The sequence below is a fragment of the Allobosea sp. GW822-FHT05A11 genome (assembly GCF_058800455.1).
Genome location: NZ_JBXAMI010000009.1, coordinates 67,977 through 90,861 on the forward strand (window position 1 = coordinate 67,977; position 22,885 = coordinate 90,861).

The 22,885-nt window shown below is 65.8% G+C and carries 24 protein-coding genes and 1 tRNA gene; 11 read left to right on the forward strand and 14 right to left on the reverse strand.

The annotated features are described in order from the left end of the window. The first annotated feature begins 26 nt into the window (after nt 1-26). Nucleotides 27-1,868 (forward strand): M3 family oligoendopeptidase, encoded by a 1,842-nt coding sequence (locus tag AC1RLU_RS25380; RefSeq protein ID WP_492798850.1) that lies wholly within the window; start codon nt 27-29, stop codon nt 1,866-1,868. Between the two features lie 107 nt (nt 1,869-1,975). Here AC1RLU_RS25380 and AC1RLU_RS25385 read toward each other — a convergent pair whose 3' ends face one another. Beyond that, the gene (locus AC1RLU_RS25385; protein ID WP_492798851.1) at nt 1,976-3,511 is read right to left on the reverse strand and encodes an outer membrane beta-barrel protein; all 1,536 of its coding nucleotides are present in this window, start codon (nt 3,509-3,511) and stop codon (nt 1,976-1,978) included. A gap of 150 nt (nt 3,512-3,661) precedes the next feature. On the opposite strand from AC1RLU_RS25385, the gene AC1RLU_RS25390 reads away from it, so the two are divergent. The 6 genes from AC1RLU_RS25390 (at nt 3,662) to AC1RLU_RS25415 (ending at nt 10,763) form a co-directional block, all read left to right on the forward strand. Then, nucleotides 3,662-4,636 carry a KpsF/GutQ family sugar-phosphate isomerase gene (locus tag AC1RLU_RS25390; protein WP_492798852.1) on the forward strand — a complete coding sequence of 325 codons (975 nt, stop codon included), beginning with the start codon at nt 3,662-3,664 and terminating at the stop codon, nt 4,634-4,636. A gap of 96 nt (nt 4,637-4,732) precedes the next feature. Continuing rightward, nucleotides 4,733-5,152, forward strand: a complete 420-nt coding sequence (locus tag AC1RLU_RS25395; protein WP_492798944.1) for a MerR family transcriptional regulator — start codon at nt 4,733-4,735, stop codon at nt 5,150-5,152. 306 nt (nt 5,153-5,458) lie between these two features. After that, complete coding sequence (locus AC1RLU_RS25400; RefSeq protein WP_492798853.1) at nt 5,459-8,797, forward strand: helicase-related protein; 3,339 nt, start codon at nt 5,459-5,461, stop codon at nt 8,795-8,797. Between the two features lie 177 nt (nt 8,798-8,974). Then, nucleotides 8,975-9,283, forward strand: coding sequence for an RNA-binding S4 domain-containing protein (locus AC1RLU_RS25405; protein ID WP_492798854.1), 309 nt, complete (start codon nt 8,975-8,977; stop codon nt 9,281-9,283). A 170-nt stretch (nt 9,284-9,453) separates the two neighbouring features. Further along, on the forward strand, nt 9,454-9,789 hold the full coding sequence (gene fdxA / locus AC1RLU_RS25410) for a ferredoxin FdxA (protein ID WP_061971311.1): 336 nt from the start codon (nt 9,454-9,456) through the stop codon (nt 9,787-9,789). Between the two features lie 377 nt (nt 9,790-10,166). Continuing rightward, the gene (locus tag AC1RLU_RS25415; protein WP_061971313.1) at nt 10,167-10,763 is read left to right on the forward strand and encodes a CarD family transcriptional regulator; all 597 of its coding nucleotides are present in this window, start codon (nt 10,167-10,169) and stop codon (nt 10,761-10,763) included. Between the two features lie 76 nt (nt 10,764-10,839). Here AC1RLU_RS25415 and AC1RLU_RS25420 read toward each other — a convergent pair whose 3' ends face one another. The 3 genes from AC1RLU_RS25420 to AC1RLU_RS25430 all read right to left on the reverse strand — a co-directional run bounded on the left by AC1RLU_RS25420 (nt 10,840) and on the right by AC1RLU_RS25430 (nt 14,065). Beyond that, entirely contained in the window at nt 10,840-11,709 is an 870-nt protein-coding gene (locus tag AC1RLU_RS25420; RefSeq protein WP_492798855.1) for a dienelactone hydrolase family protein, read from the reverse strand. Between the two features lie 99 nt (nt 11,710-11,808). Beyond that, nucleotides 11,809-13,293, reverse strand: coding sequence for a M48 family metalloprotease (locus AC1RLU_RS25425; RefSeq protein WP_492798856.1), 1,485 nt, complete (start codon nt 13,291-13,293; stop codon nt 11,809-11,811). 4 nt (nt 13,294-13,297) lie between these two features. Further along, on the reverse strand, nt 13,298-14,065 hold the full coding sequence (locus AC1RLU_RS25430) for a hypothetical protein (protein WP_492798857.1): 768 nt from the start codon (nt 14,063-14,065) through the stop codon (nt 13,298-13,300). 34 nt (nt 14,066-14,099) lie between these two features. On the opposite strand from AC1RLU_RS25430, the gene AC1RLU_RS25435 reads away from it, so the two are divergent. From AC1RLU_RS25435 to AC1RLU_RS25445, 3 genes are all read left to right on the forward strand, one after another. Beyond that, nucleotides 14,100-14,176: transfer RNA gene (locus AC1RLU_RS25435), tRNA-Arg, on the forward strand. A gap of 89 nt (nt 14,177-14,265) precedes the next feature. Further along, nucleotides 14,266-15,690, forward strand: a complete 1,425-nt coding sequence (locus AC1RLU_RS25440; protein ID WP_492798858.1) for a DUF6538 domain-containing protein — start codon at nt 14,266-14,268, stop codon at nt 15,688-15,690. Beyond that, the gene (locus tag AC1RLU_RS25445) at nt 15,647-16,117 is read left to right on the forward strand and encodes a site-specific integrase (RefSeq protein ID WP_492798859.1); all 471 of its coding nucleotides are present in this window, start codon (nt 15,647-15,649) and stop codon (nt 16,115-16,117) included. Before AC1RLU_RS25440 ends, AC1RLU_RS25445 begins: the two co-directional genes overlap by 44 nt. A gap of 27 nt (nt 16,118-16,144) precedes the next feature. On the opposite strand, the gene AC1RLU_RS25450 is transcribed toward AC1RLU_RS25445, so the two are convergent. Next, nucleotides 16,145-16,594, reverse strand: a complete 450-nt coding sequence (locus AC1RLU_RS25450; RefSeq protein WP_492798860.1) for a hypothetical protein — start codon at nt 16,592-16,594, stop codon at nt 16,145-16,147. Nucleotides 16,595-17,180: 586 nt separating this feature from the next. On the opposite strand from AC1RLU_RS25450, the gene AC1RLU_RS25455 reads away from it, so the two are divergent. Continuing rightward, nucleotides 17,181-17,852: a recombinase family protein gene (locus AC1RLU_RS25455; protein ID WP_492798861.1), complete on the forward strand. Its 672-nt coding sequence runs from the start codon at nt 17,181-17,183 to the stop codon at nt 17,850-17,852. A gap of 12 nt (nt 17,853-17,864) precedes the next feature. Here AC1RLU_RS25455 and AC1RLU_RS25460 read toward each other — a convergent pair whose 3' ends face one another. The 9 genes from AC1RLU_RS25460 to AC1RLU_RS25500 form a co-directional block, all read right to left on the reverse strand. Beyond that, the gene (locus AC1RLU_RS25460; RefSeq protein ID WP_492798862.1) at nt 17,865-18,122 is read right to left on the reverse strand and encodes a hypothetical protein; all 258 of its coding nucleotides are present in this window, start codon (nt 18,120-18,122) and stop codon (nt 17,865-17,867) included. 194 nt (nt 18,123-18,316) lie between these two features. Further along, nucleotides 18,317-19,126, reverse strand: a complete 810-nt coding sequence (locus AC1RLU_RS25465) for a transposase (protein WP_492798863.1) — start codon at nt 19,124-19,126, stop codon at nt 18,317-18,319. Then, nucleotides 19,047-19,373, reverse strand: a complete 327-nt coding sequence (locus tag AC1RLU_RS25470; protein ID WP_492798864.1) for a hypothetical protein — start codon at nt 19,371-19,373, stop codon at nt 19,047-19,049. Before AC1RLU_RS25470 ends, AC1RLU_RS25465 begins: the two co-directional genes overlap by 80 nt. A gap of 9 nt (nt 19,374-19,382) precedes the next feature. After that, the gene (locus AC1RLU_RS25475; protein WP_492798865.1) at nt 19,383-19,631 is read right to left on the reverse strand and encodes a tail assembly protein; all 249 of its coding nucleotides are present in this window, start codon (nt 19,629-19,631) and stop codon (nt 19,383-19,385) included. A 10-nt stretch (nt 19,632-19,641) separates the two neighbouring features. Beyond that, nucleotides 19,642-19,974, reverse strand: coding sequence for a tail assembly protein (locus AC1RLU_RS25480; protein WP_492798866.1), 333 nt, complete (start codon nt 19,972-19,974; stop codon nt 19,642-19,644). Nucleotides 19,975-20,015: 41 nt separating this feature from the next. After that, nucleotides 20,016-20,270, reverse strand: a complete 255-nt coding sequence (locus AC1RLU_RS25485) for a hypothetical protein (RefSeq protein ID WP_492798867.1) — start codon at nt 20,268-20,270, stop codon at nt 20,016-20,018. Nucleotides 20,271-20,403: 133 nt separating this feature from the next. Next, nucleotides 20,404-20,901 carry a hypothetical protein gene (locus AC1RLU_RS25490; protein WP_492798868.1) on the reverse strand — a complete coding sequence of 166 codons (498 nt, stop codon included), beginning with the start codon at nt 20,899-20,901 and terminating at the stop codon, nt 20,404-20,406. Beyond that, on the reverse strand, nt 20,898-21,074 hold the full coding sequence (locus AC1RLU_RS25495; RefSeq protein WP_492798869.1) for a hypothetical protein: 177 nt from the start codon (nt 21,072-21,074) through the stop codon (nt 20,898-20,900). Before AC1RLU_RS25495 ends, AC1RLU_RS25490 begins: the two co-directional genes overlap by 4 nt. Before the next feature lie 1,029 nt (nt 21,075-22,103). Then, nucleotides 22,104-22,814: a FadR/GntR family transcriptional regulator gene (locus AC1RLU_RS25500; RefSeq protein WP_492798870.1), complete on the reverse strand. Its 711-nt coding sequence runs from the start codon at nt 22,812-22,814 to the stop codon at nt 22,104-22,106. Nucleotides 22,815-22,885 lie beyond the last annotated feature (71 nt).

Consider the following 22,885-nt stretch of genomic DNA (forward strand, 5'->3'; position numbering starts at 1 on the left):
TTTCAGTGCGCGGAGGTATCGAGCGAATGGGTTTTCATGAAACCGTCCGGCGTTCCGCCACAAAGGCGGGGGCGGCGAAATCGGTCCAGGCTACCGGCGACCTGCCGGAATGGGACCTGACCCATCTCTACCCCGGAATCGAATCACAGGAATTCAAGGGCGATCTGGAGCGCGGGCTTGCCGAGGCGCAGGCGCTGGCCGGCCGCTATCGCGGCAAGCTCGGGGACCTCGCCGCCGCGCCTGACGGCAGCGAGACGCTGGCCGCAGCAGTCAAGAGCTATGAGGGCCTGAGCGACCGGCTCGGCCGGATCGGCGCCTATGCCGGCCTGGTCTATTCCGGCGATACCACCGATCCGCAGCGCGCCAAGTTCTATGGCGACACGCAGGACAAGCTCAACGCCGCGATCACCGAACTCCTGTTCTTCGAGCTGGAGCTGAATCGGATCGAGCCGGACCTGCTGGCGAAGGTCGCAGACCAGGCGCCGCTTTCGCACTGGAAGCCCTGGCTCGAAGACCTCGCCAAGGACAAGCCACACCAGCTCGACGACCGGATCGAAGCGCTGTTCCACGAGAAATCGATGACGGGGGCGGCAGCCTGGAACCGGCTCTTCGATGAGACCATTGCCTCGCTGCGCTTCACCGTCGATGGCGAGGAGCTGACGCTCGAACTCACGCTCAACAAGCTGCAGGACAGCGATGGCGAGGTCAGGCGCAAGGCCGCGGAGGCGCTGAGCACGGTGTTCCGCAAGGAGCTTCGCACCTTCGCGCTGATCACCAATACGCTCGCCAAGGACAAGGAGATCTCCGATCGTTGGCGCAAGTTCGAGGATGTCGCGGATTCCCGCCATCTCGCGAACCGGGTCGAGCGCGAAGTGGTGGATGCTCTCGTCGCTGCCGTGCGCGAGGCCTATCCGCGCCTGTCGCATCGCTACTATCGCCTGAAGGCGAAGTGGTTCGGCCGCGAGGAGCTGGATTTCTGGGACCGCAATGCGCCGCTGCCGCAGGTCGAGCAACGCACGATTCCCTGGACCGAAGCGCGCGAGACAGTGCTCTCGGCCTATGGCGCCTTCTCGCCGGAGATGGCGGCGATCGCGAAGCGCTTCTTCGACGAGCGCTGGATCGATGCGCCGCCGCGTCCCGGCAAGGCCCCCGGGGCGTTTGCTCACCCGACCGTGCCATCCGCGCATCCCTATGTGCTGCTGAACTACCAGGGCAAGCCGCGCGACGTGATGACGCTGGCGCATGAGCTGGGGCACGGCGTGCATCAGGTGCTCGCGGCGCCGAACGGGGCCCTGATGGCGCCGACGCCGCTGACGCTCGCCGAGACGGCAAGCGTGTTCGGGGAGATGCTGACCTTCCGCAAGCTGCTCGATACGACCTCCGACCCGAAGCAGCGCAAGGCGATGCTGGCGGCGAAGGTCGAGGACATGATCAACACGGTCGTGCGCCAGATCGCCTTCTATACCTTCGAGCGCAAGGTCCATGAAGCCCGCCGCGAGGGCGAATTGACGCCGGAGGCGCTCTGCGAGCTCTGGATGAGCGTGCAGGCCGAGAGCCTCGGCCCGGCGATCCGGCTGTCGAGCGGATACGAGCCCTATTGGTGCTACATCCCGCACTTCATCCATTCACCCTTCTACGTCTATGCCTATGCCTTCGGGGACTGCCTGGTGAATTCGCTCTACGGCGTCTACCAGAATGCCGCCGAGGGCTTCCAGGAGCGCTATTTCGCGCTGCTCTCGGCCGGTGGCAGCAAGCCTTATGGCGAGCTGCTGGCGCCCTTTGGGCTCGATGCGAAGGACCCGGGCTTCTGGCAGATCGGGCTCCGGATGATCGAAGGCATGATCATCGAGCTGGAAGGGATGGAGTAGACGCTTACCGTCATGGTCGGGCTTGTCCCGACCATCCACGTCTTCGCTGTCGAAGGTAGTGATCAAGACATGGATGCTCGCCACAAGGGCGAGCATGACGGTGGCTGCTAGAACTGCACCCTGAGCCCCACCAGCGAGACATTCGCGGTGTAATCCGAGCCCTGCGCTGTCGAGTTCAGGCGCTCATGGGTGAAGCTCGCGCGCACGGCGAAGGTGCGCGTCAGCTTGTATTCGAGCCGCGCGCCGACATTGGCGTAGTCCTCGCGCAGGCCCTGGCCGTCATATTCGGTACGGCTGAAATTGGTGAAGCCGGTGACGGTGAGGTTGCGGCGCAGCGCATGCGCGACTTCCAGCGTGGCGCGCCGCACGGTCGTGCCCGAGGAACCGGCGATCGTGGTGTCGCCGAGTTCGGCACCGCCGCGCAGCGTCACCGTGGTCAGCGGGGTCGGCGACCACAGCACTGCGGCATCGCCGACGAAGCCGCGCAGGTTCTTCAGGCGCGTATCGTCGTATTTGCGATCCTGATAGCCGCCCGAGACCTCGCCGGTGAGCTGCCGGCTGATCTCAAAGGTCGAGCCGATGCGTCCGGTCACGCCGTTCGAGGAGCGCATATAGCCGCTCGAATCGCTCTTCTCGTCGAATTCGCGCTGGTCGATCTCGGCCTGGACGAAGGGCTTGAAGCCGGGCGTGACCTCGTAGGCGGCGCGCAGCCGGACGCCGTACTGGGTCATGTTCCGGTCCTTCTGCGACAGCATCGCACCGTTCGACAGGCGAGCGTCCTCGTAGTCGCTGCGGTCGACCGAGCCGCGCAGCGTCAATTGCAGCCGGTTGATGTCATGCGTGACGCCGGCAGAGGCGCCATACTGGTAGATCTGCGGGCGGCCGGTCACGTTGGCGGTCAGGTCCGGCGAGCCCGGCCGCTGCGTGTCGAGCTTGAGCCGCGATTCCAGGAGGATGCGGGTGTCGCGGGTCGCATCGAGACGCAGGTCGAGATTGCCCTCGGCATCGGGACGGGAGGCGTCCTTGGCGCGGAAGAATTCGAGGTAGCCGCCGCGCAGCTGGCCCTTGAGCTCATGGACGTTCCAGTCGGACTGGATCGCCAGCTCGCCCTCGTGACGGCTATAGGCCGAGCCCTTGGTGCCCGGCGCCGATGTGCGCTGCGGATTGGTGTCGTAGCCGATCGAATTGGTGACCGAGGGACGCAAGGTGACCGAGCCGATCCGGATGCCGAGAGCGGCATAGGGGTCTTCCTCGCTCGCCGGGCGGCGCCGGGGCGGCGGGGGAGCGGGAGGCGGCGGCGGTGGCAGCACCGTGACAGCGGGCGGTGGCGCGCGGAACTGGCGCTGGGTGACGCCGCGCAGCGTCGGCGCCTGGATCGGTTGGCTGGCGCGCGGCGGCTGCTGCCCCGAAACCGCCGACCCCTGCCGCTGGACCAGCCCGGCGGGGTCGCGGACGGCTTCCGGCTCGGCGGTGGCGGGCGTCAGATCGGGCTGGGGAGCTGCCGGCTGCTGCGCGACATAAGCCGGCGTGCCGGTCCTGAGGTTGCCGCGCGGCATCTGCTGCGCCTGCGCCGCCGTATGGGCGAGCGCAAGCCCGGCCAAAGCCGTGCCGGACAGAAGCAGGGTCGTCGCGCGGCCGGACACGGGCGTCGCAGGGCTCCAGAAGACGGGGCGCGCGGATTTCGCGCATGGTTAATGGAGTTAGAACGAACAGGGTTAAGGAGCCGTCAACGGCGGCCGGACGTGTCGGCAGACGGTGGAAATGGCCAAGGCCGCTGTGCTAAAGCGCCAGCCATGACAGCCGATATCCGCGACTCCGCCCTCCGCACCATCGCCACCGAGCGCGCCGGGCTCGACGCACTCCATGACGCGCTGGCGAATGGCTTGGGCGAGCCTTTCGCCGAGGCGATCGCGATGATCCGGGGCTCGAGCGGGCGCGTGATCGTCTCCGGCATGGGCAAGTCCGGCCATGTCGGGCGCAAGCTCACGGCGACGCTGGCCTCGACCGGCACGCCCGCGCATTTCGTCCACCCGGCCGAGGCGAGCCATGGCGATCTCGGCATGGTCCAGCCCGAGGATGTCGTAATCGCGCTGTCCTGGTCCGGCGAGGCGGTAGAACTCGCCGCGCTCGTCGGTTACACGCGCCGCTTCCGCGTCGGGCTGATCGCCATCACCGCCAATGCCGAGAGCACATTGGGCAAGGAAGCGGATATCGCGCTCGTCCTGCCCAAGGCGACGGAGGCCTGTCCGAACGGGCTCGCGCCGACGACCTCGACGACGATGCAGATGGCGCTCGGCGATGCACTCGCCGTGGCGCTGCTGGAGGCGCGCGGCTTCTCGCGGCAGGATTTCTTCGTCTACCACCCCGGCGGCAAGCTTGGTGCACAGCTCAAGACCGTCGAGAGCATCATGCATCGTGGTGCCGATTTGCCGCTGATCGGTTTGGACACGCTGCTGCCCGACGTCATCGCGATGATCTCGGACAAGGGCTTCGGCTGTGCCGTGGTGATGGACCTGGACGGCAAGCTCGCCGGTGTCGTCACCGACGGCGATCTGCGTCGCAAGGCGGCGATGGGCGGTGGGGTCTCGCTCAGGGCGCGCGATATCATGACGGTGAATCCGCGCCGCGTCGGCCTCGACACGCTCGCGGTCGAGGCGCTGGAACTCGTCAACCGCAGCCGGATCACGGCGCTGATCGTGGTCGATGCCGAAGATCGTCCGGCCGGGCTCGTCCATGTCCATGACCTGCTGGCGATGGGCGTGGCTTGATCGAGCTTGCAAACGGGCTGGGCAGGGTTATCTGAAGCTATAGGAACTATAGCTTCTTGAGGTGACGCGATGACTGCTGCCGGCAAGCTCGAGCGCGTGATGCCGATCGGCGCGCTGGCCGATCGCACCGGGGTCAAGGTCGAGACCATCCGCTATTACGAGCAGGTCGGTCTGCTGCCGCCGCCTGAGCGTTCCGAGGGCAATCAGCGCCGCTATGGCCGGCGCCATGCTGAGCGCCTCGCCTTCATCAAGCATGCGCGCGATCTCGGCTTCGCGGTCGAGAACATCCGCACGCTGCTGAAGCTGTCCGACACGCCTGGCATGGCCTGCGACGAGGCGCATGCGATTTCGGTCGCCCATCTCGATGAGGTCCGCGACAAGATCGCGAAATTGCGCTCGCTGGAGAAGGAACTGGAGCGGATCGCCACGACCTGCTCGGGCGGTGTCGCGGCCTGCGACTGCGCGATCATAGAGGCCTTGGCCGATCACGGGCAGTGCAAGCACGCTCATCATTGAGGCGCGCGGGCAGATCGGAAATCTGCCTTGCCTCTCGTCTCCGGGCTGAAAAGGCTTAAATAGGATTCCTGCCGGGCGGCTTTTGCGCTGCTCAGCCACGCCATTCCGGGAGGGCGCGATGACGACATGGCCCATGCCGCCAGGGCACGGATTCCGAAAAGGGAACAAAACCCGATTCTGCCGGAGTCAGCGATTCGGCCCCGCTTCGTTCCAGACTCGTTCTTGTAAGGCCTGCCCTTAAGACCTGCATCGACCCCGTCCACGCTCCCGCCCGTATGGGCGGGCGATTTGATCGGCTCCTTCGCCTTGCTTCCTTTTCGTTCGCTGCCGCCCGCCGCCCGCGCCAATAGCGTCACGGCCGTGCTGGGCCCGACCAATACCGGCAAGACCCATCTCGCCATCGAGCGCATGGTCGCCCATCCCACCGGCATGATCGGGCTGCCGCTCCGCTTGCTCGCGCGCGAGGTCTATCAGCGCGTCGTCGACAAGGTCGGCCCCGAGGCCGTCGCGCTCGTCACCGGCGAGGAGAAGATCAAGCCGGAGCGGCCGCGCTTCTGGGTCTGCACGGTCGAGGCGATGCCGCGTGACCTTGCCGTCGATTTCGTGGCGATCGACGAGATCCAGCTCGCTTCCGACCTCGACCGCGGCCATGTCTTCACCGACCGCCTGCTCAACCGGCGAGGCCGGGCCGAGACCATGCTGATCGGCGCTGCGACGATGCGCCCGCTGATCGAGCAGCTCATGCCCGGCGTGAACGTCGTCACGCGCCCGCGCCTGTCGAACCTGACCTTCGCCGGTGATCGCAAGATCACGCGCCTGCCGCCGCGCTCGGCCATCGTCGCCTTCTCGGTCGAGGAGGTCTATGCCATCGCAGAACTGATCCGCCGGCAGAAGGGCGGGGCGGCCGTGGTGCTGGGCGCGCTTTCGCCGCGTACCCGCAACGCCCAGGTCGAGATCTACCAGTCCGGCGATGTCGATTATCTCGTCGCGACCGATGCGATCGGCATGGGGCTCAATCTCGACGTCAACCACATCGCCTTCGCCGCCGACAAGAAGTTCGACGGGCATCATTACCGCAAGCTCAACCCGGCTGAGTTCGGCCAGATCGCCGGGCGCGCCGGGCGGCATCTGCGCGACGGCTCCTTCGGCACCAGCGGGCGCTGCCCGCCTTTCGACGCGGAACTGGTCGACGCGATCGAGAATCACCGCTTCGAGCCCATCCGCCAGATGCAGTGGCGCAATTCCGATCTCGACCTGCGCTCGATCGGCGGCCTGCTCGAGACGCTCAACCTCCAGCCCTCCGAACAGGGGCTGACGCGCGCACTGATCGCAGAGGACATGTCGACGCTGGAAATCCTGGCGAAGGACCCGGATATTGTACGCTTGGCGCAGGGCCGCGCCGGCGTCGAGCGGCTCTGGGAGGTCTGCGGGCTGCCGGATTACCGCAAGATTTCGCCGATGCAGCATGCCGATCTCGCCACGACGCTGTATCTCAGGCTGATGCGCCATGGCCGGCTCGATGCCGACTGGTATGCGGCGCAACTGGCTGCGCTCGACCGGACCGATGGCGAGATCGATACGCTCTCGGCGCGGATCGCGCAGGTCCGGACCTGGACCTTCGTCGCCAATCGTCCCGACTGGTTACCTGATCCAGAGCATTGGCAGGGCATGGCGCGTCTTGTAGAGGACAAGCTGTCGGATGCTCTGCACGAGCGTCTGGCCCACCGATTTGTCGATCGGCGCACCAGTGTCCTGATGCGCCGCTTGCGGGAGAATGCGATGTTGGAGGCTGAGGTCACCGCGACGGGCGACGTGCTCGTCGAGGGCCAGCATGTGGGGATGCTGCAGGGCTTCCGCTTTACGGCGGATCCGAAGGCCGGGGGGCCAGAGGTCAAGGCCCTGAACCTGGCGGCGATGAAGGCGCTCGGCTCCGAGATCGAGGCGCGGGCGGCGCGCGTCGTGCTGGCGGGCGACGATGCCTTCCTGCTCTCGCATGACGGGCTGGTGCGCTGGACCGGCGAGCCGGTCGCGCGCCTGACGGCCGGCGAGAAGGTGCTCGAGCCACGACTGCGCCTGCTGGTGGAAGAGCATCTCACCGGCCCCGCACGCGAGCAGGTCGAAGGCCGGCTCAATCTCTGGCTGAAGAATCACGTCACCCGCCTGCTCGGCGCGGTCCAGATTCTGGAAGCGGCCGAGAACGTCACCGGCATCGCGCGAGGCATCGCCTATCAGGCGGCCGAGGCGCTGGGCGTGCTCGAACGCGCCAAGGTCGGTGACGAGATGAAGGCGCTCGACCAGGAGGGCCGCGCGGCGCTACGCCAGCTCGGCATCCGTTTCGGTGCTTTCCACATCTATATGCCGGCGCTGCTGAAGCCTGCGCCGCGTGCGCTCGCCGCCCAGCTCTGGGCGCTGAAGCATGGCGGGCCGGAGACGGCCGGGCTCGACGACATCGCGCATCTGGCGGCGTCCGGCCGTACTTCCTTCCCGGTCGACAAGGCCGTGCCGAAGGGGCTCTACCGCGCTGCCGGCTACCGCGTCTGCGGCGAGCGGGCGGTGCGCGTCGATATCCTGGAGCGCCTCGCCGACCTCATCCGTCCGGCGATCGCCTATCGCCCCGGCGTCACGCAAGGGGTGCCGCCCACCGGCGCCGCCGATCAGGACGGCTTTGTCGCCACGGGCGCGATGACTTCGCTCGTCGGCTGCGCCGGCGAGGATTTCGCCTCGATCCTGCGTTCGCTGGGCTATGTCTCGGTGAAGCGTCCGGGTCCTGCGATTACCGTGCCGCTAGCGCCGCCCCCGGCTGCGACCGAGCCGGCCCAGCCTGTCGTTGCCCCGGCGGCGGAAGCTGGTACTGAGGGCGCCGCCACGGAGGGTGAAGTCGCAACCGCGCAGACTGAGGCTGAGCCCGCTGCCAGGGCCGAAGGCCCGAGCGAGCCGGCGGCTGCGCTGAACGAGGATGCTCCGGCGGAAGGCGAGACTGTTGTCGTCGAAGCGCCCGCGATCGAGACGGCGGATACGCCGATCCTGACCGAAGCCGAGCTGGACATGGTGCGCGAGCCGGTGCCGGCCGATGCGATGGTCGCGCTGCCGGCTGCTGAGGAGGCGACGCCTGCCGAAGCTTCTGTTGGCGAAACCCCTGCTGCCGACGCCGCTCCTGCCGAGCCCGAACTGATCGAGGTCTGGCGGCCGCATCGTCACCAGGGTGGGCGCCGGCCCGAGCAGGGCAATCCGCGTGGCCGCCGCGATGGCGAGCCGCGTCGCGAGGGCGGCGAGCGTCGTGGTGGCGACCGGCCGCAGCGCGAGGGCCGCCCCGGCGGTCCGCGTCGTGACGGACGGCCTGACAACCGGCCGGCCGCAGCCGCCGGCGGCGGCGAGGGCGCACCGGCACAGCGCCAGGAGCGCCAGGGCGAGCGTCCCCGCCGCGACGACCAGCGGCAGGGCCGGCCTGAAGGCCATCGTGGTCCGCGCCCCGATTTCAAGCGTGACGGCCGCCCCGGCGGTCCGCGACGCGAGGAGCGGGGCGGTGGTGCCGAGCGTTTCCAGCAGGCGCCGCGTCCGCGTCCGGCCAATCGCGAGCCGGACCCGGATTCGCCCTTCGCCAAGCTCGCGGCCCTCAAGGCCCAGCTCGAAGGCGGCAAGAACTGAGGCAGGCTTCGGTGGAAACACGCCGTCATTTCGGACGAGCCGCGATGGCGGCGACAATCCGGAATCCATCGAAGGGCTCGGCGCTCTCCAATGGATTCCGGGTCAGGCCCGGGATGACGAGGTGGCTCCGCGTGAAGTCGCCGTCCTCGGATCACTGATCAGGGAGGCGCGGGCGGCTTGCAGGACGATCGTCAGCGCCTCGACAAATGGCTCTGGTTCGCGCGGTTCGCCCGCAACCGTCCGGCAGCCGTGCGTCTGGTGGATGACGGCCATGTCCGGATCGAAGGACGGCGCTGCGATAATCCGGCGCAGGGCATCAAGGTCGGAGCGGTGCTGACGCTTGCCCTGCCGCATGCGACCGTGGTGGTCAGGGTCCTCGGCTTTGCCGAGCGGCGCGGCTCCTTCGCGGTCGCCCAGGAACTCTATGAGCGGCTCGACGGCGGCAGCGGCGATGCGCCGCTTGCGGAGGCCGGAGGCGAGGATTAAATCCGCGCCCTGTCGGGCGGCAGGCGCCGAAAGCGGGCCGGAGGGTGAAATCTTCTCCGCGGCGCGTCCCGGATGACAAATCGTTCTGCCTAAGATCATTAAAACGACCTTGAAACCTGCGCCGGGCAAGGGTTTATGGGGCTGTTTAGAAGCGTTGGAAGGGCCGGCCCATGACCTATGTGGTCACCGAGAACTGCATCAAGTGCAAGTACATGGATTGCGTCGAGGTCTGCCCGGTCGACTGCTTCTACGAGGGCGAGAACATGCTCGTCATCCATCCCGACGAATGCATCGATTGCGGCGTCTGCGAGCCGGAATGCCCGGCCGAGGCGATCAAGCCGGATACCGAGCCGGGCCTCGAAAGCTGGCTGCAGATCAACGGAAAATTCGCGGCGAGCTGGCCGAACATCACCCAGAAGAAGGACCCGCCGGCCGACGCCAAGGAATTCGACGGCGTCGCCGGGAAGCTCGAGATGCTCTCGCCGGAACCGGGCGAAGGCGACTGATCCGGGCGGGCGTTTGCCGGCCGCGCTGCATTAACCACGACCTCGCCATGCTGCCGCAGAGGAACGCCGTCCGGCGTTTACCTTTGATTCGGCGTGTTTTTTGTGTTACAAGCTAGCCTTAGTCGAAGTCGTTCCGCATGCCCCTGCGAGGTTCCTGCAATCGGGGCGCCCCCAGAGATCACAGACGATGAAAGAGCCGGCTTTGCCGCCGGGGCTTCGATCGTCGTTCTCGGCAGGGCACAATGAAACAATCGACTAGGGAGCGTGAAGCGGTGCGTTCTTGAAGCGTCGCGTCAGGCGGAAGCCTCCTGCCAACCGGCCGGAGGCTAAATCATCACGCGCTCGCGTCGAGCGGGCCGGTCAGGAGTCGTAACGGCATGTCTACTGCGAAGAAAGCTGTTGTGCGCCATGGTTTCAAGACGGGCGAGTATGTCGTCTATCCGTCCCATGGTGTCGGTCAGATCACGGCGATCGAGGAGCAGGAAGTCGCAGGTTTCAAACTTGAGCTGTTCGTGGTGGGCTTCGCCAAGGACAAGATGACGCTGCGCGTCCCGACCGGCAAGGCCGCCAGCGTCGGCCTGCGCAAGCTCGCCGATGCCGACTGCGTCACCAAGGCGCTGACGACGCTCACCGGCCGCGCCCGCGTCAAGCGCACCATGTGGTCGCGCCGCGCGCAGGAATACGAAGCGAAGATCAATTCGGGCGATCTCGTCGCCATCGCCGAAGTGGTGCGCGACCTCTACCGGTCCGAGGCCCAGCCCGAGCAGTCCTATTCCGAGCGTCAGCTCTATGAAGCCGCCCTCGACCGCATGACCCGCGAGATCGCGGTGGTCGACGACATCACCGAGACCGAGGCGCTCAAGAAGATCGAGGGGCAGCTCGCCAAGTCGCCGCGCCGCCTCAGCAAAGCCGAGGCGGAAGCCGAGGCCGAGATGGAAGGCGACAACGACGATCTGGCGGAAGAGGCTGCCTGAGCGGTTCGTTCCCTATCGTTTCGAAAAACTCGGCGGGCGACCGCCGGGTTTTTTGTTGGGTCGAACCGGGCGTGACCTAAGCCGTCCCCGTTCCCGCCTTCAGGAAAGCGACCGTCTTCGCCCAGGCCTGTCCGGCCGTCGCTGCGTTGTAGCGTTCGGCGCTGGTGTCGTTCATGAAGGCATGGTCGACATCGGGATAGACGATGGCCTCGTACTGGATGCCGGCAGCCTTCAGCGTCTTCTCATAGTCCGGCAGCATCTGGACGAGGCGGGTGTCGCGCGAGGCCTGCTGGATCAGGAGGCGCGCCTTGATTTGCGGAACCTTGGCGAGATCCGGCGAGCGGCCGTAGAAAACGACGCCGGCCGCAAGCTCGGGGGCGGAGACCGCGAGATCGTTGACCGAACCGCCGCCCCAGCAGAAGCCGACAGCGCCGGTCTTGGCCGTAGCATCCGGCCGCGAGGCCAGGTATTTCAGCGCGGCGCGGCCCTGGGCGACGACCGTTTCGACCGAAAGCTGCGGGAAGAGCGCGCGCGCGGCGTCCGGGTCGCTGGGCGTACCGCCAAGCGGGGTCAGGAAATCGAGCCCGAGCGTGGTGAAGCCCTCCAGCGCCATGCGGCGGGTGATGTCCTCGATATGGGGATTGAGGCCGCGGTTCTCGTGGATGACGAGGACGCCGCCGCGTTTGGCCTCGGCCTTGGGCGTGACGAGATAGCCCTTCAGCGCCACGCCATCGACGGTCTGGTCGAAGCGGCTCGCGGTGATGCGGGCATCGTCCGGCGCCACCTGCTGGGCCTGGGCGTAGTTGGGCTCCAGCAGGGCGAGCGCTGCTTCCGCCGCCGCCGCGGTGCCGGCGATGGCGAGCAACCGGTTCATGAAGATGCGGCGGTCGAGCGGCTTGTGCGTGTACTCGTCGTAGAGTTCGACGATCCGGCGATCGAGCGCCATCCCTGCCTCCCTTGAACCATGGCCTTGCGCGATCATAGCGGCGAACGCGCGCGATGCGGGAGGAGCTCGCGTAGACTCGCGGCCTTGTGAAGGCGCGCGCTACTCGGCGACGACCTTGTAGCGCTGGCCGGGCGTCAGCGACGCATTGCGATCGAGCCCGTTGAGCAGCTGGAAGAGCTCGCCCGGCCGGTCCTGCTCGGGCATGCGCTCCGCCATGGCTGCGATGGTGTCGCCGGCCTCGGCCGCGACCAGGCGGATCTGCATCGGGCGGACGGCCTGAGCCTCAGCGGGCGTCATCACCCGGAAGCTCTCGACGATGCTCCGCATCTGCCGTTCCGGATCGCTGCCGCCGCGTGCCGCCAGGATGAAGCGATAGACCCGGTCGCCGATCTGCACGGCGGCGAGCCTGAAGGTCCAGTCGGTGCCCTTGCCGTGGGCGAGGATGGCCGATTGCCCGCCGATCTCGGTCTTCTCGATGCCGGTCGTCTCGACGCCCTCGATCCAGCCGGCGGCGACATAGGATTCCAGCGTCTGGCCGCTCTTCAGCGTGACGGAATCGAAGCGCAGGGCCTGCGCACCGTTGGCGCTGACGCCGATGACCATGTCCTGGGCCGCCTCCAGGCTGAAACCATCCGGCGCGCTGAAGGCGATGCGCAGCGCACTGTTGAGATAGCGCCGGCCGCGGACCACGCCGTCGCGCGGGTCGTCGCCATAGGCCAGGCCCTCGATGGCGTTCAGCCAGCGATTGGCATCGCGCTCGCCGATGCCGGGCGCGGCGATCTGGCGGGCGGCGGCGGTGACGGCGGCGACGCGCTCGGGTGTCTGCGGGTGGCTGGAGAGGATGTCGAGCCGCTTGTCGTCGGCGCTCTGGTTCTGGCCGCTGCTGCGGAAGGCGGTGTTGCGGCCGAGCGTGGCGAGGAAGCGCCCGGCGCCATAGGGGTCGTAGCCGGCGCGGGCGATGTTGCGGACGCTGATCTGGTCGGCGGTGAGTTCCTGCTGTCGCGAGAACTTCGCCAGCGAGAGCTTCGAGCCGGCGCGCACGGCTGCGTCGCGCCCCGGATCCTTCAGGACCTGCGAGACGACCTGGCTGACCAGCGCCGATTCCGCTTCCTTCTCGGCGCGCTCGACGGCGTGCTGCGCCGTGACATGCGCGATCTCATGCGCCAGCACGGAGGCGATCTCGGAGGTGTCGTTGGCGAGCGCCAGCAGGCCCCGCGTGACGTAGAGCCGGCCATTGGGCAGCGCGAAAGCGTTGACCACCGGGGAATTCAGGATGGTGATCTCGTAATGGCCGATCTGGCCCTCGCCGGCCTTTGCCAGACGCTGGACGACTTCGTCGAGGGCGGCGCGGGCACGCGGCGCGCGGTATTCGCCGCCGAAGGCCGCGAGCAGGCGCTGGTGCTCCTGGTCGGAGGCGCGCTGGACCGTACTGATGCGCGGCGCGATCTCGCCTTCGGAGGTGGAGCTCGCCGGCAGGAGAGAGCTCTGGTCGCCGAGGCAGCCGACGAGGAGCAGGCCCGGCAGCACGATGGCTGCCAGCCGCTTCGAATGTCGCGAAAGCGATGCGGGCCAGAGCTCCAGCATGTCCTCAGTCGATCAGTTCCAGTGCCGAACGGGATGCGACCTCGAGCAGGAGGCCGTCGCGCCCGGCAAGGACACCATAGGCACGCAGCCGTTTACCGCCGAGATGGCTCGCGGTCCAGCCGGCGCGCTTCAGTTCGCGCCAGAGACTGCGCGGCAGGACGATCGAGGCAGCCTGCTTCGGGCGGCGGGAGAAGTTCAGATAGGTCCGCTGGGAACGTTCGCCGACCGAGGCGATCCGGCCTTCCAGCATGACGTAACGTCCCTCCTGCGCCTTGACCGCGGCGAGATCATGGCCATCGACCGCCGTCAGCGTCGCAGGTTGCGGCCCAGATGTTACCGTTGCCTGAACGGAAGCCTTTTGCGGTGTCTCGCAGGGGGACGAACCGGGTTCGTGCAGAGGGAGGGCGGCACCTTGCCGCAGCAGCTGCTGTGCGAGGTCCAGCGTCGGTTCGCCGGGTGACGTCGGCGGGATCGTCAGCCGCGCAGGCAACCGCCCCCAGCGATCGGGCTCGCCGAGGACGGTCAGGCCGAGCGGGCGACCGAGGAAGCCGCGCAGGCCTGTATCGAAACGCGATGCTTCCTCGGGACTCTGGCGCGGCGCGAGGCCGATGAGCCGCAATCTCCGGCCATCGCCCAGCAGCGGGTCCCCGGCGGGGTCCAGACCGGACAATTGCACGGTCACGGCGGCTTCGGCGGGCGTGCAGCCGGAAGCAGCCCGCGCCGGCGGGGTGGCGAGGGTCGCGAATATGACGATGACAAGAAGGGACTTCACCCGCATCGCGATTATGCTACACGGAGTTTCGTGCGTCCCGGTAGCTCAGCAGGATAGAGCAACGGTTTCCTAAACCGTAGGTCAGGGGTTCGAATCCCTTCCGGGACGCCAGCTCTCCGCGCAAATCCTTGATTTGCTGCAACTTCCTCAGATATCAGCACTATCGACGCTTTAACCTGCAACACACGGGTGCAACACACATGCGCGGGGAACGCACGTCCGTGAAGCTATGGCGTCGTGGAAAACAGGGGATGTTCTATCTGAACATCCGCGTGCCGAAGGACATCGCCGAAGCCTATGCCCGGACTTTCGGCACGTCGAAAATCTTGAAGAGCCTCGGCACGTCGGATCGGGCCGAAGCGCTCCGTCGCCGTGATGAGAAGGTGCCGGCGATCATGGACCGCTTCACCGAACTTCGCGCTGCCGCGAAGCTGGCGCGCCGTGACCTCAGCGAACTGAGCAGGGCCGATCTGGAGCGGTTGGCGATGGGCTACTATCGCGAGGTGCTGTCTACGGCAAAGCGCCGCCCCGAAGACCCGGACGAGCGAGCTCAGCGGTTGGAAGAGCTGCAAGACACACTCGCCTCCTTCCGCAATCAGGATGAGCAGGGGCGCGATAGCGTCCGCGAGAGAGCCGACCTGATCCTCAAAAGCGAGGGCTGGGCAACCGTGCGCGCGTCTCGCACGGAGCTTGATGCGACCCGCGTTCCTGACGCCTCACTTGATGCGACGGCGGAGAGCGAAAGAGCCTACATGGTCTCCGTGAACCGGGCGCTGCCGCAGTATTTCGAGCTGCAAGAGCTTGTGCGGCGGGCCGCCATTGAGGGCAGTCGGTTCGCGCTATCGGAGCTAACCGGGAGGCCGTTCGAACCTCGCGACCCACTATTTAACCCGGATGTTGCAATCCCCGACAACGAGACCGCACGCGGGCCGCTGCTGTCCGACGCTCTGGCCGCGTGGAAGGAAGGCAGTGGCGTCGTTGGCGGCCGAAAGCCGCGCCCGCAGACAGTCATAGAGGCCGAGATGGCGGTCCGTCACTTCACGCAGCTCAACGGCGATATGCGGATTGGCGAGATCGGCAAGAAGCTCGTTCAAGACTACGCCGCTGCGATCTCCATGATCCCGGTGAAGTTGACCTCCGAGCTGCAAAAGCTGCCCCTACCGGACCTGCTCAAGCGCGATCTGTCCAAACTCCGGCGCCGATCTGCGTCCACCGTCAACAAGTCGCTGCAAATGCTGTCAGCCATGGTAGAGCAGGCGCGCAGGAAGAGCGATCTGGATGAGGCATCGCATTGGCCGAACCATTTCAAAGCCGAGCGGATCGAGAGTGACGCAGCGGCCGAGGACGACAGGCTTCCCTTCAGCGCTGCCGATCTCAAGAGCATCTTCGTTGCAGGACCGGTCCACGGACAAGGCAAGCGACCGAAGGGCGGTCGTGGAGAAGCAGCCTATTGGCTGCCCCTGCTCGCTCTGTTCACCGGAGCGCGTCTTGCTGAGCTAGGGCAGCTTCGCGCCTGCGACGTGCAAACCGACGATGGCGGCATCCCCTTTCATCAGCATCGGCACGTCCGGTGGGCGCAAGGTGAAGACGAAGACCAGCATCCGCAAGGTGCCCGTCCACCTTGAGCTTCGGCTCATGGGCTTCCTGACCTACGTCGAGCGGCGGCGCGCTGCTGACGGCCAAGAGGCTTCGCTATGGCCGTTGCTGGGCTCCGCTGAGCGCCGGGCGCTGACGGCAGCATGGTCGCAATGGTGGGGCAACTATCAGGGCCGGAGGCCCATCGGCATCACAGACGAGCGCAAAGTCTTCCATTCCTTCCGACACCTCTTCAAGGACATGTGCCGCAATGCCGGCTTGTCAGAGGACGTGCACGACGCTCTTACGGGGCATGCGGCCGGGAAGAGCGTGGGGCGCGCCTATGGTTCCGGTCATTCCGTCGGCCGTCTGTTTGCTGAGATTAGCAAGATCGAGGTGCCGGCAGACCTGTCGCACCTCCACACGACGCGGATACGTCGAGCACCTCCCGGCTGGGTGCCGCGCCGCCGTCATTAGGGCATCTCCGTCAAAGGTCGCGCTGTCTCAAGGCTTGCTACGCAACTCATCGCCCGCTGGCCAGTATCCCTGATCTTCGACGTGGGTGAAGAGATCAGACTGTCGCCAGAGGATGGTGCCCAGATTTTTGATCCTGTCACGGCCAGCTAGAGGAATGCCCCTGGCCTCAATCGCTTCCGCCAACTCGGATCGCGTCATTGGGCGGCCTGCTTCGCGAATGATGTCCCGTGCCAGCAACGCGAGTTCACGCGGGGATTTCGTGTTGCGCTGTCGGGTGCGCTTCACTGTTTCAAGCTCCGGCGGGAGATCAATCGCGCGCAACTGCTTCTTGAGTTCAATCAACTCTTGGAGCCGGCGTATGCGCTCGTTGACCGCACGCAAGCCGATTTCAAGCCTGTTTTTGATATTGAGAGCCTGCTCAAGGTCTTGTTCATCCGTGTCGGGCATCGCCGAAAATTCCTGCGCTTGCGCATTCATAGTCGCCTCCACGTTATCACCGACAACTCCGCGCTCATCGCGGAATTAGAATTTATGGTTAATGAGTCCTTGAAGGAGTTGCAAGATGAGGACTCATCGGCTATCTGAGTCACGACGCAGAAAACCCCGCCTTGAGGGGGCGGGGCTGCAAAGGACTTCTGTCGATGGGCCGTCGGTCCTTCGAGTGGAAGCTCGGGAACGCTCGCGGCCTTTATGCTTGGAGGGGTCCTTGCATTTAAGTCGATTGCGGACTCGGGTCAACCGCCAGCGGAAAGGATTTTCCATGGCACCCCGAACGTCTGCTCCGGCAGACAAGCCTAAAGCCTACATTTACCGGCCGTACATCACCTTGCCAAACGGCACGGTGATCTGGGCCAAAACTTACGGCAAGCGGGCTTTCCGCATCCCCGTAGGTGACGACTCCGACTAAGTTGGATTGCTAGAGACCTGCCCGGCGCCTGCGTCGGGCAGTTTCGTTTCCGGCAAGGCCGCCTTCCAAACGGCCTCCCAAATTTCCTTGCGTGACAAGACTAAATGCTCGTATAGATATGTCACACGGCGTCGGAGACGCCTCTAGGGACACCTCATGAAGATCGCGGTCGGGTATCTCCGGGTCAGCACTCAGGCGCAGGGGCGCTCGGGTCTGGGCATGGATGCGCAACGCGAAGCGATTGAGCGCTTCGCTGCTGCGGAGGGGATCGAGGTGACGGTGTGGTTCACTGAGATCGAGACCGCCAAGGGCTCTGATGCGCTGGACCGCCGGCCGGAGCTGGCTAAGGCTCTCGCCACAGCACGACGCATGAAGGCGCCCGTTATTGTCGCGAAGCTGGACCGCCTGTCCCGCGATGTTGCGTTCGTGGCCGGGCTGATGGCTCAGCGTGTCCCGTTCATCGTGACTGAGTTGGGCGCCGACGCGGACCCTTTCATGCTCCACATCTATGCCGCGCTGGCTGAGAAGGAGCGCGCGCTGATCGCGGCCCGGACAAAGGCGGCTCTACAGGCCAAGAAGGCCGCCGGGGCGATGCTCGGCAATCGGACCAATCTGGCTGCGGCGCAACGGCTGGGCGCGGACGCCAATGCGCAGGCAGCCGAGGCCTTCGCCGCGAACGTCCTGCCCATCGTTCGGTCGGTCGAGGCCGCCGGCATCACCTCGCTTCGCGGGATTGCCGAGGCCCTGAATGCTCGCGGCGTCCAAACGCCTCGCGGTGGTCAGTGGCATGCGAAGACGGTCGGTCGGTTGATCGGCCGCGCGGCCTGACCGGCTGCACCATCAGGGGTTAACGCGGCGGTATCCGCGAGCGGCCATGCAGCCAGTGGCGACGTTGTGCACGTCGACCATCGTGCTGTTGCCGGCCGAGCTGAGATAGGCCTTTGAGCCCTCGCCTTTGCAGATCGCCCTGTCCTGCTCGAACTGGGCACTTGCGTCCGGGTCGGTGCGGACGGAGCGACCGTCGATGCGCTCGAAAGCGAGCTGCTGCTGGCAGCCGGCGAGAACAATGGTGGCGGCGATGATGATGATGCGGAACATGAAAAAGCCTCCCCAGCACCTTCCGTTGAGCACATAGGAAAAACGGCCGCTACGTAACCTTTAGCCCGGTCCACAGGAGAGCTGTCCGTCACGCGTGCATGTCACTTGTCACTGTCACTCTGAGCAGCGAAAGCGCGTCACGCAACGTTGCGGCCGGGCAGTGCGGGATCAGGCAACGGTGATCGGCGCAGCCATCACGTCTCGTCGGCGATAGCTTCCAGAGCTGCTACAGGATCGTCGGCAGCGAGAGCCCCGAAGAGTTGCCTTGCCATGCCGATTAGGTCATCGGGCGAGTGACCTTCGCTTCGCTGGTGTTCCTCATGGGTCTTGATGCCGAAGTGATCGAAGGCCCCCAGCTTGTCCATCCAATCCATTTGCAGGCGCTCTTCGGCCAGCCTGATCTTCGCTAGGTCGATCTGGGTGCGCACATCGTTTCGTGCCTCTGCCTGCTCTTGAAGGCGGGCGAAGTTCCGGGCGCGGGCTTGGCGTGCGATGTCGCGTTGGGCGACCAGCTTATCCACGGTCTGGGCGCGGACCCGCTCTACTGCATGTCGTTCGGCGCGGGCTATGATCTCACGGGCCGTGCTGGGGTGGATATTCAGGCGCCGGGCGATCTCGGCGTAGGTGTAGCCATCGTCGAGCATCAGCATGACGGTCCGCAGGCGGCTCTCGTCATCGGTCTGGGGGCGCGTGCGGTGTCGGACGGTTGGGGCGTTCTGGGGCGCGGCTTCCGGTGGAGGTGTGCAACCCGGTGCAACGGGTGTCCCGGCCGGTGCGTCCGTCATGTGCATGCGGTTATGCCGGCTCAGCGAGTTCCGGTTCAGGGCCGGGAACTCGGCCTCGATGGCGCGAAGGCTGGTCCCGGCCTTGAGACGGGCTTCCACCGCCAGCCGTTGCGGCGACCTGCACACGATACACATGGCATCAGGCGGCGCGGCGGCGCTTCGCAACGGTGTAGGAGAGGGCGACGCGATACTCCCCATCGGGAACGTCCGTCTTCTCATGCGTCAGGAGTGTCCCGTAGATCGTCCCGTCTGTGCGCTCGGCGAGTTTTTTGAGCTTCATGGTCTCGGCCACGGCCTCATTCAACGGGCAACGCAGAGTGACCATCATGACGATGATGTGGGTGACAGCCCCGCCCTTGTCGACGAACTCGACCACCGCACCCTTGTTGCGGAGCTGGTCAGCGACAGGGCCGAGGGCGTCGTGGAGTTTGGCCACGAAGGCGGCCGGGTTGGGATCGAAGAGCATGATGGCCTCTCAAACAGGGATGTCGTCGGTGGTCATGCCGGCCGAGATGACGGTCGAGCCGACCATGGTGCGGCCGTAGATCAGCGGGACGCACCCGCCTTGTTCGACGGTGTTGACTGCGCCGTTGAAGACGAACGACGGCTGCCGTTCCGGCGAGGTGTTCTCCTGCTTCTTCTGCTTGGGCGTCAGGAGCTGCGAGGCGCCGGAGAGAGCCATGGCCACACCGAACATCGCGACGGTGTTCGCGTTGAAGCCCATGATTGTGAGGCTACCCGCGCTGCCCATGAAGCCGGCGGGAATGAGAGCAGGCGCGATCCACCATGCGACGGCAGCGAGGAGCACTCCGGCGATCAGCTTGCCGATGCCGCCGCGCTTGGCGCCCCACGACAGGGACGATGTGGATGTCGCGCTTGCCGACGTTGAACTCGATCTGCTCCGGGCCGAGCTGGATACCGTTATCGAGAGCCTTGCCGGCGACGACGCGGAAGGTGCCGGCCACGATGTAGTCGCGGAAGCCTTCGATCTGTGCGCCCAGCGCCTGCGCGACCTCTTTTAGGCTGCCGACATTGAGCATGAACTCGGGGCCGAATTTCTCGGCCATCTCGCCGTGGAGAACGACACGTTTCAGCATGGCGGTGGTTCCTAGCGGGAGCGCTGCATCAGCGCGTTGGCCCAGCCGATGGCGAGCCAGAGCGGCCAGAGCAGGATGAAAGCCCCGAGGAAGGCGCGCGACAGCCAGTAGCCGCGAGCGAGCCCCGCTTGCAGCTCGCAATGGGCGTGCTCCTTCGGGTTCACGGCGGCATCGGCTTGGACGATGAGGCGCCAGTGAGCACGGCCGCCTTCGATCCAGACGAAGAGGGCGAGGAAGAGCATCGAGACGGTGAGCAGGTCGGGCACAGCAGGGCCTATCGGTTGAGAGAGAACGGGGGCCGAGCCCGTGAGATACTCGGCCCCCGAGGGGCGCCCGGTGAACCCGCCAAGGTCCGGGCGCTTACGGCGGGGCAGCAGAGGGGGAGCCCCGTCGAACTAGTCAGAGCTTGCAGCGCCAGTAGCTGCCGGCGCGGGGCTCGATGAAGCCGAGCTGGGCGGCCTCGCGGAGGATTTCCTCGGCCCGCATCGCCGTGACGCCGATGGCCTTGCCGATATCGCTGTAGAAGCACTGCGCCGGGTTGCCACCAACCGCCTTGCACGCGCGGGAGATGATCGCGACAGCCTCCAGCATGTGCAGGTCTGTCACTCCCTCGGTGGCGAGCTTCTGAACGGAGGCCGGGAGGCGATCCATGCGGGCGTCGCGCTCGTCGCGCTGGACGATATCGGCCTTGAAGGCGGTGCTGCCGTAGAGGTCGAGCACCGAACCGCCCATGTTCGACGACGGTGCTGCTGGGTCGGCCTTCGCGCTGAAATCGAGACCAGCGCCGTTGTGTCCGGCCGGCCCCCCGAACAACTCAAAGGCGGCGGCGGCGCGACGACGGGCGGAGCGGTCCGCCTCGGTCTCGCGGCGGGTGAGGTTCGGGCCAAGATGGATCACGACCGGTCCTCCGGCTTGGCGGCCGACAGGGCCTGCGCCACCAAAGTGGCGATGACGCTGGAACGGCTGGGACGACCGACGCTCTTGGCGCGGCGGCGGGCATAGACGGCCCGGTCGACGCGAGCGAGCACGTCGGCGGGCAGAAGGACGGAAACCTGCTCGGCTCCGGGCATGGGACGCTCCCTTGAGGGTGGCTAGATGGCTCACCGTAACACCGACCGCATGCCCTGCCAACCCACTGAAATCGTTGACAAAGACAGTGTATCACCCTTCCGGGTGTGGGTTTCCGTCCGGGCGGTTTTCCGGGCGAAGCCGAGTTTGAAGCGGGTTGCAAACTGGCTCGTCTCAAGTCGGCGGATCGGGTCGCGAAAGCCGGCATCGGTCCGGCGGCGATAGCCAGCCGGAATGATCCGCTAGGTTGGTCCTCTAGCTGTTCCTCTAAGAGGGGTGTCGGATTTCCGACACCCAGACTGCCGGGTTTCCGACAGGCAGCCTGCCGGATTTCCGACACCTCCTGCGGATGTTCCGGCTCGGCTCAGGTCGGATCGGTCGGGTCCGAACCCGGACCTCGGGTTTTTCGAGGAGGGTTCCGGGATCGAGAGGGTTTTCCCGGAAGGCATCACCTCGGCGGCGTCAGCCGACCGGGATGATCTTCTAACCTGATCCTCTAGGTGTTCCTCTAAGAGGGGTGCAGGAAATCCTTCACCCTGACTGTCGGAAATCCTGCACTCAGACTGCCGGAAATCCTTCGCCCCATCCGGGCGGCGGCACGAGCGCGACCACGCGGGCGTATGACGATCATGCGCGCATCTAAGCAGGGATGCCGGTGCGGTCTGGGATGTGTGCAACCGGTTGCACTATGAGCGCTAAAAAGAGTGGTAGGTGCAACACGCAGGTGTTACACACGGAGCCGTGTTGTAGGCTAAAAGCGCCGATTTTACTGACTTTTGGGGCCATTGAGTGCCGTCCCTTCCGGGACGCCATATTTCTACCATTAGGAATAAAACCGCGAACGTTTAGCGGGTACTGAAGCTCCTGCGCCGAACGCCTCGCGATTGGCGATGAGGATTGCGCCTACCAGCCGGCGGTTGACCCACTCCTCGAAAGCCGTCTCCTGCCGCTAAAATTCTATTCCCGGAATCCCCGCAAGCTGACAGACAACGATTCCTGCGGTTCCGGTCGGTACCTCCGACAACACAGGCTCAGCCTTCGAAAACCCTCTTCCGGGCGGACTCGAGGTGACGACGCATGGCCGCCGATGCAGCACTTACGTCGCTGACCGCAATGGCGTCATAGATGACCTGATGCTCGGCATACATGAGTTGCAATGCATCGCGCGGGCGGGTGAGCGACAGCTTGCGGGTCAGCTCCATCCCAACCGTCATGTGGCTGCGCATTGAAACCAGCGTGTCTACGAAGAAGCGGTTATGGGAGGCTGTGGCGATCGCCAGGTGAAAATCGAGGTCGGCGTCGACGCCCTGCGCGACGTCGCTGATATTCTCCGTGGCGCGCAGGTGCGCGAGCAGATCGCTCAGCTCGGCCTCCGTTCGTCGCAAGGCTGCAAGTCCGCAGGCTGCCTCCTCGACGAACATGCGAAACTCGTAACACCGCTGGATATCGCCAATGCTCATCACAGGAGCGAAGCGCCGGATGGCCTGATCTGCGCTGACCAGAATGAAGCTGCCGGCTCCTTGGCGGGACTGGATCAGACCGTCATCGCGCAAACGGGCGAGCGCCTCTCGCACCACCGTCCGGGAAACCTTGAAGAGGTCGGACAGCTCTGTTTCGGTCGGCAGCCTTTGGCCCTTCGCGTAATCGCCGGCGGCGATGCGATCAAAAATATGGTCGTAGATCTTTGACGCCGTGCGGCGTGAGGTTGTGATGCTGCCTGTAGGAATTGGGCTCGAAGACATGGGGCGCTCTCGTAGTTTTTCAGCGCCTCCAGCAGGCGGCGTGACGATGCCTTCCACCAACCGGGCATACA

Bases quoted from the DNA above. Each gene is read 5' to 3' on its own strand.
- AC1RLU_RS25380 (WP_492798850.1), top strand. From the start codon at position 27: ATGGGTTTTCATGAAACCGTCCGGCGTTCCGCCACAAAGGCGGGGGCG.
- AC1RLU_RS25390 (WP_492798852.1), top strand. From the start codon at position 3,662: ATGACAGCCGATATCCGCGACTCCGCCCTCCGCACCATCGCCACCGAG.
- fdxA (WP_061971311.1), top strand. From the start codon at position 9,454: ATGACCTATGTGGTCACCGAGAACTGCATCAAGTGCAAGTACATGGAT.
- AC1RLU_RS25415 (WP_061971313.1), top strand. From the start codon at position 10,167: ATGTCTACTGCGAAGAAAGCTGTTGTGCGCCATGGTTTCAAGACGGGC.
- AC1RLU_RS25420 (WP_492798855.1), bottom strand. From the start codon at position 11,709: ATGGCGCTCGATCGCCGGATCGTCGAACTCTACGACGAGTACACGCAC.
- AC1RLU_RS25425 (WP_492798856.1), bottom strand. From the start codon at position 13,293: ATGCTGGAGCTCTGGCCCGCATCGCTTTCGCGACATTCGAAGCGGCTG.
- AC1RLU_RS25440 (WP_492798858.1), top strand. From the start codon at position 14,266: ATGCGCGGGGAACGCACGTCCGTGAAGCTATGGCGTCGTGGAAAACAG.
- AC1RLU_RS25450 (WP_492798860.1), bottom strand. From the start codon at position 16,594: ATGAATGCGCAAGCGCAGGAATTTTCGGCGATGCCCGACACGGATGAA.
- AC1RLU_RS25455 (WP_492798861.1), top strand. From the start codon at position 17,181: ATGAAGATCGCGGTCGGGTATCTCCGGGTCAGCACTCAGGCGCAGGGG.
- AC1RLU_RS25460 (WP_492798862.1), bottom strand. From the start codon at position 18,122: ATGTTCCGCATCATCATCATCGCCGCCACCATTGTTCTCGCCGGCTGC.
- AC1RLU_RS25465 (WP_492798863.1), bottom strand. From the start codon at position 19,126: ATGAGAAGACGGACGTTCCCGATGGGGAGTATCGCGTCGCCCTCTCCT.
- AC1RLU_RS25470 (WP_492798864.1), bottom strand. From the start codon at position 19,373: ATGCTCTTCGATCCCAACCCGGCCGCCTTCGTGGCCAAACTCCACGAC.
- AC1RLU_RS25475 (WP_492798865.1), bottom strand. From the start codon at position 19,631: ATGGGCTTCAACGCGAACACCGTCGCGATGTTCGGTGTGGCCATGGCT.
- AC1RLU_RS25480 (WP_492798866.1), bottom strand. From the start codon at position 19,974: ATGGCCGAGAAATTCGGCCCCGAGTTCATGCTCAATGTCGGCAGCCTA.
- AC1RLU_RS25495 (WP_492798869.1), bottom strand. From the start codon at position 21,074: ATGCCCGGAGCCGAGCAGGTTTCCGTCCTTCTGCCCGCCGACGTGCTC.
- AC1RLU_RS25500 (WP_492798870.1), bottom strand. From the start codon at position 22,814: ATGTCTTCGAGCCCAATTCCTACAGGCAGCATCACAACCTCACGCCGC.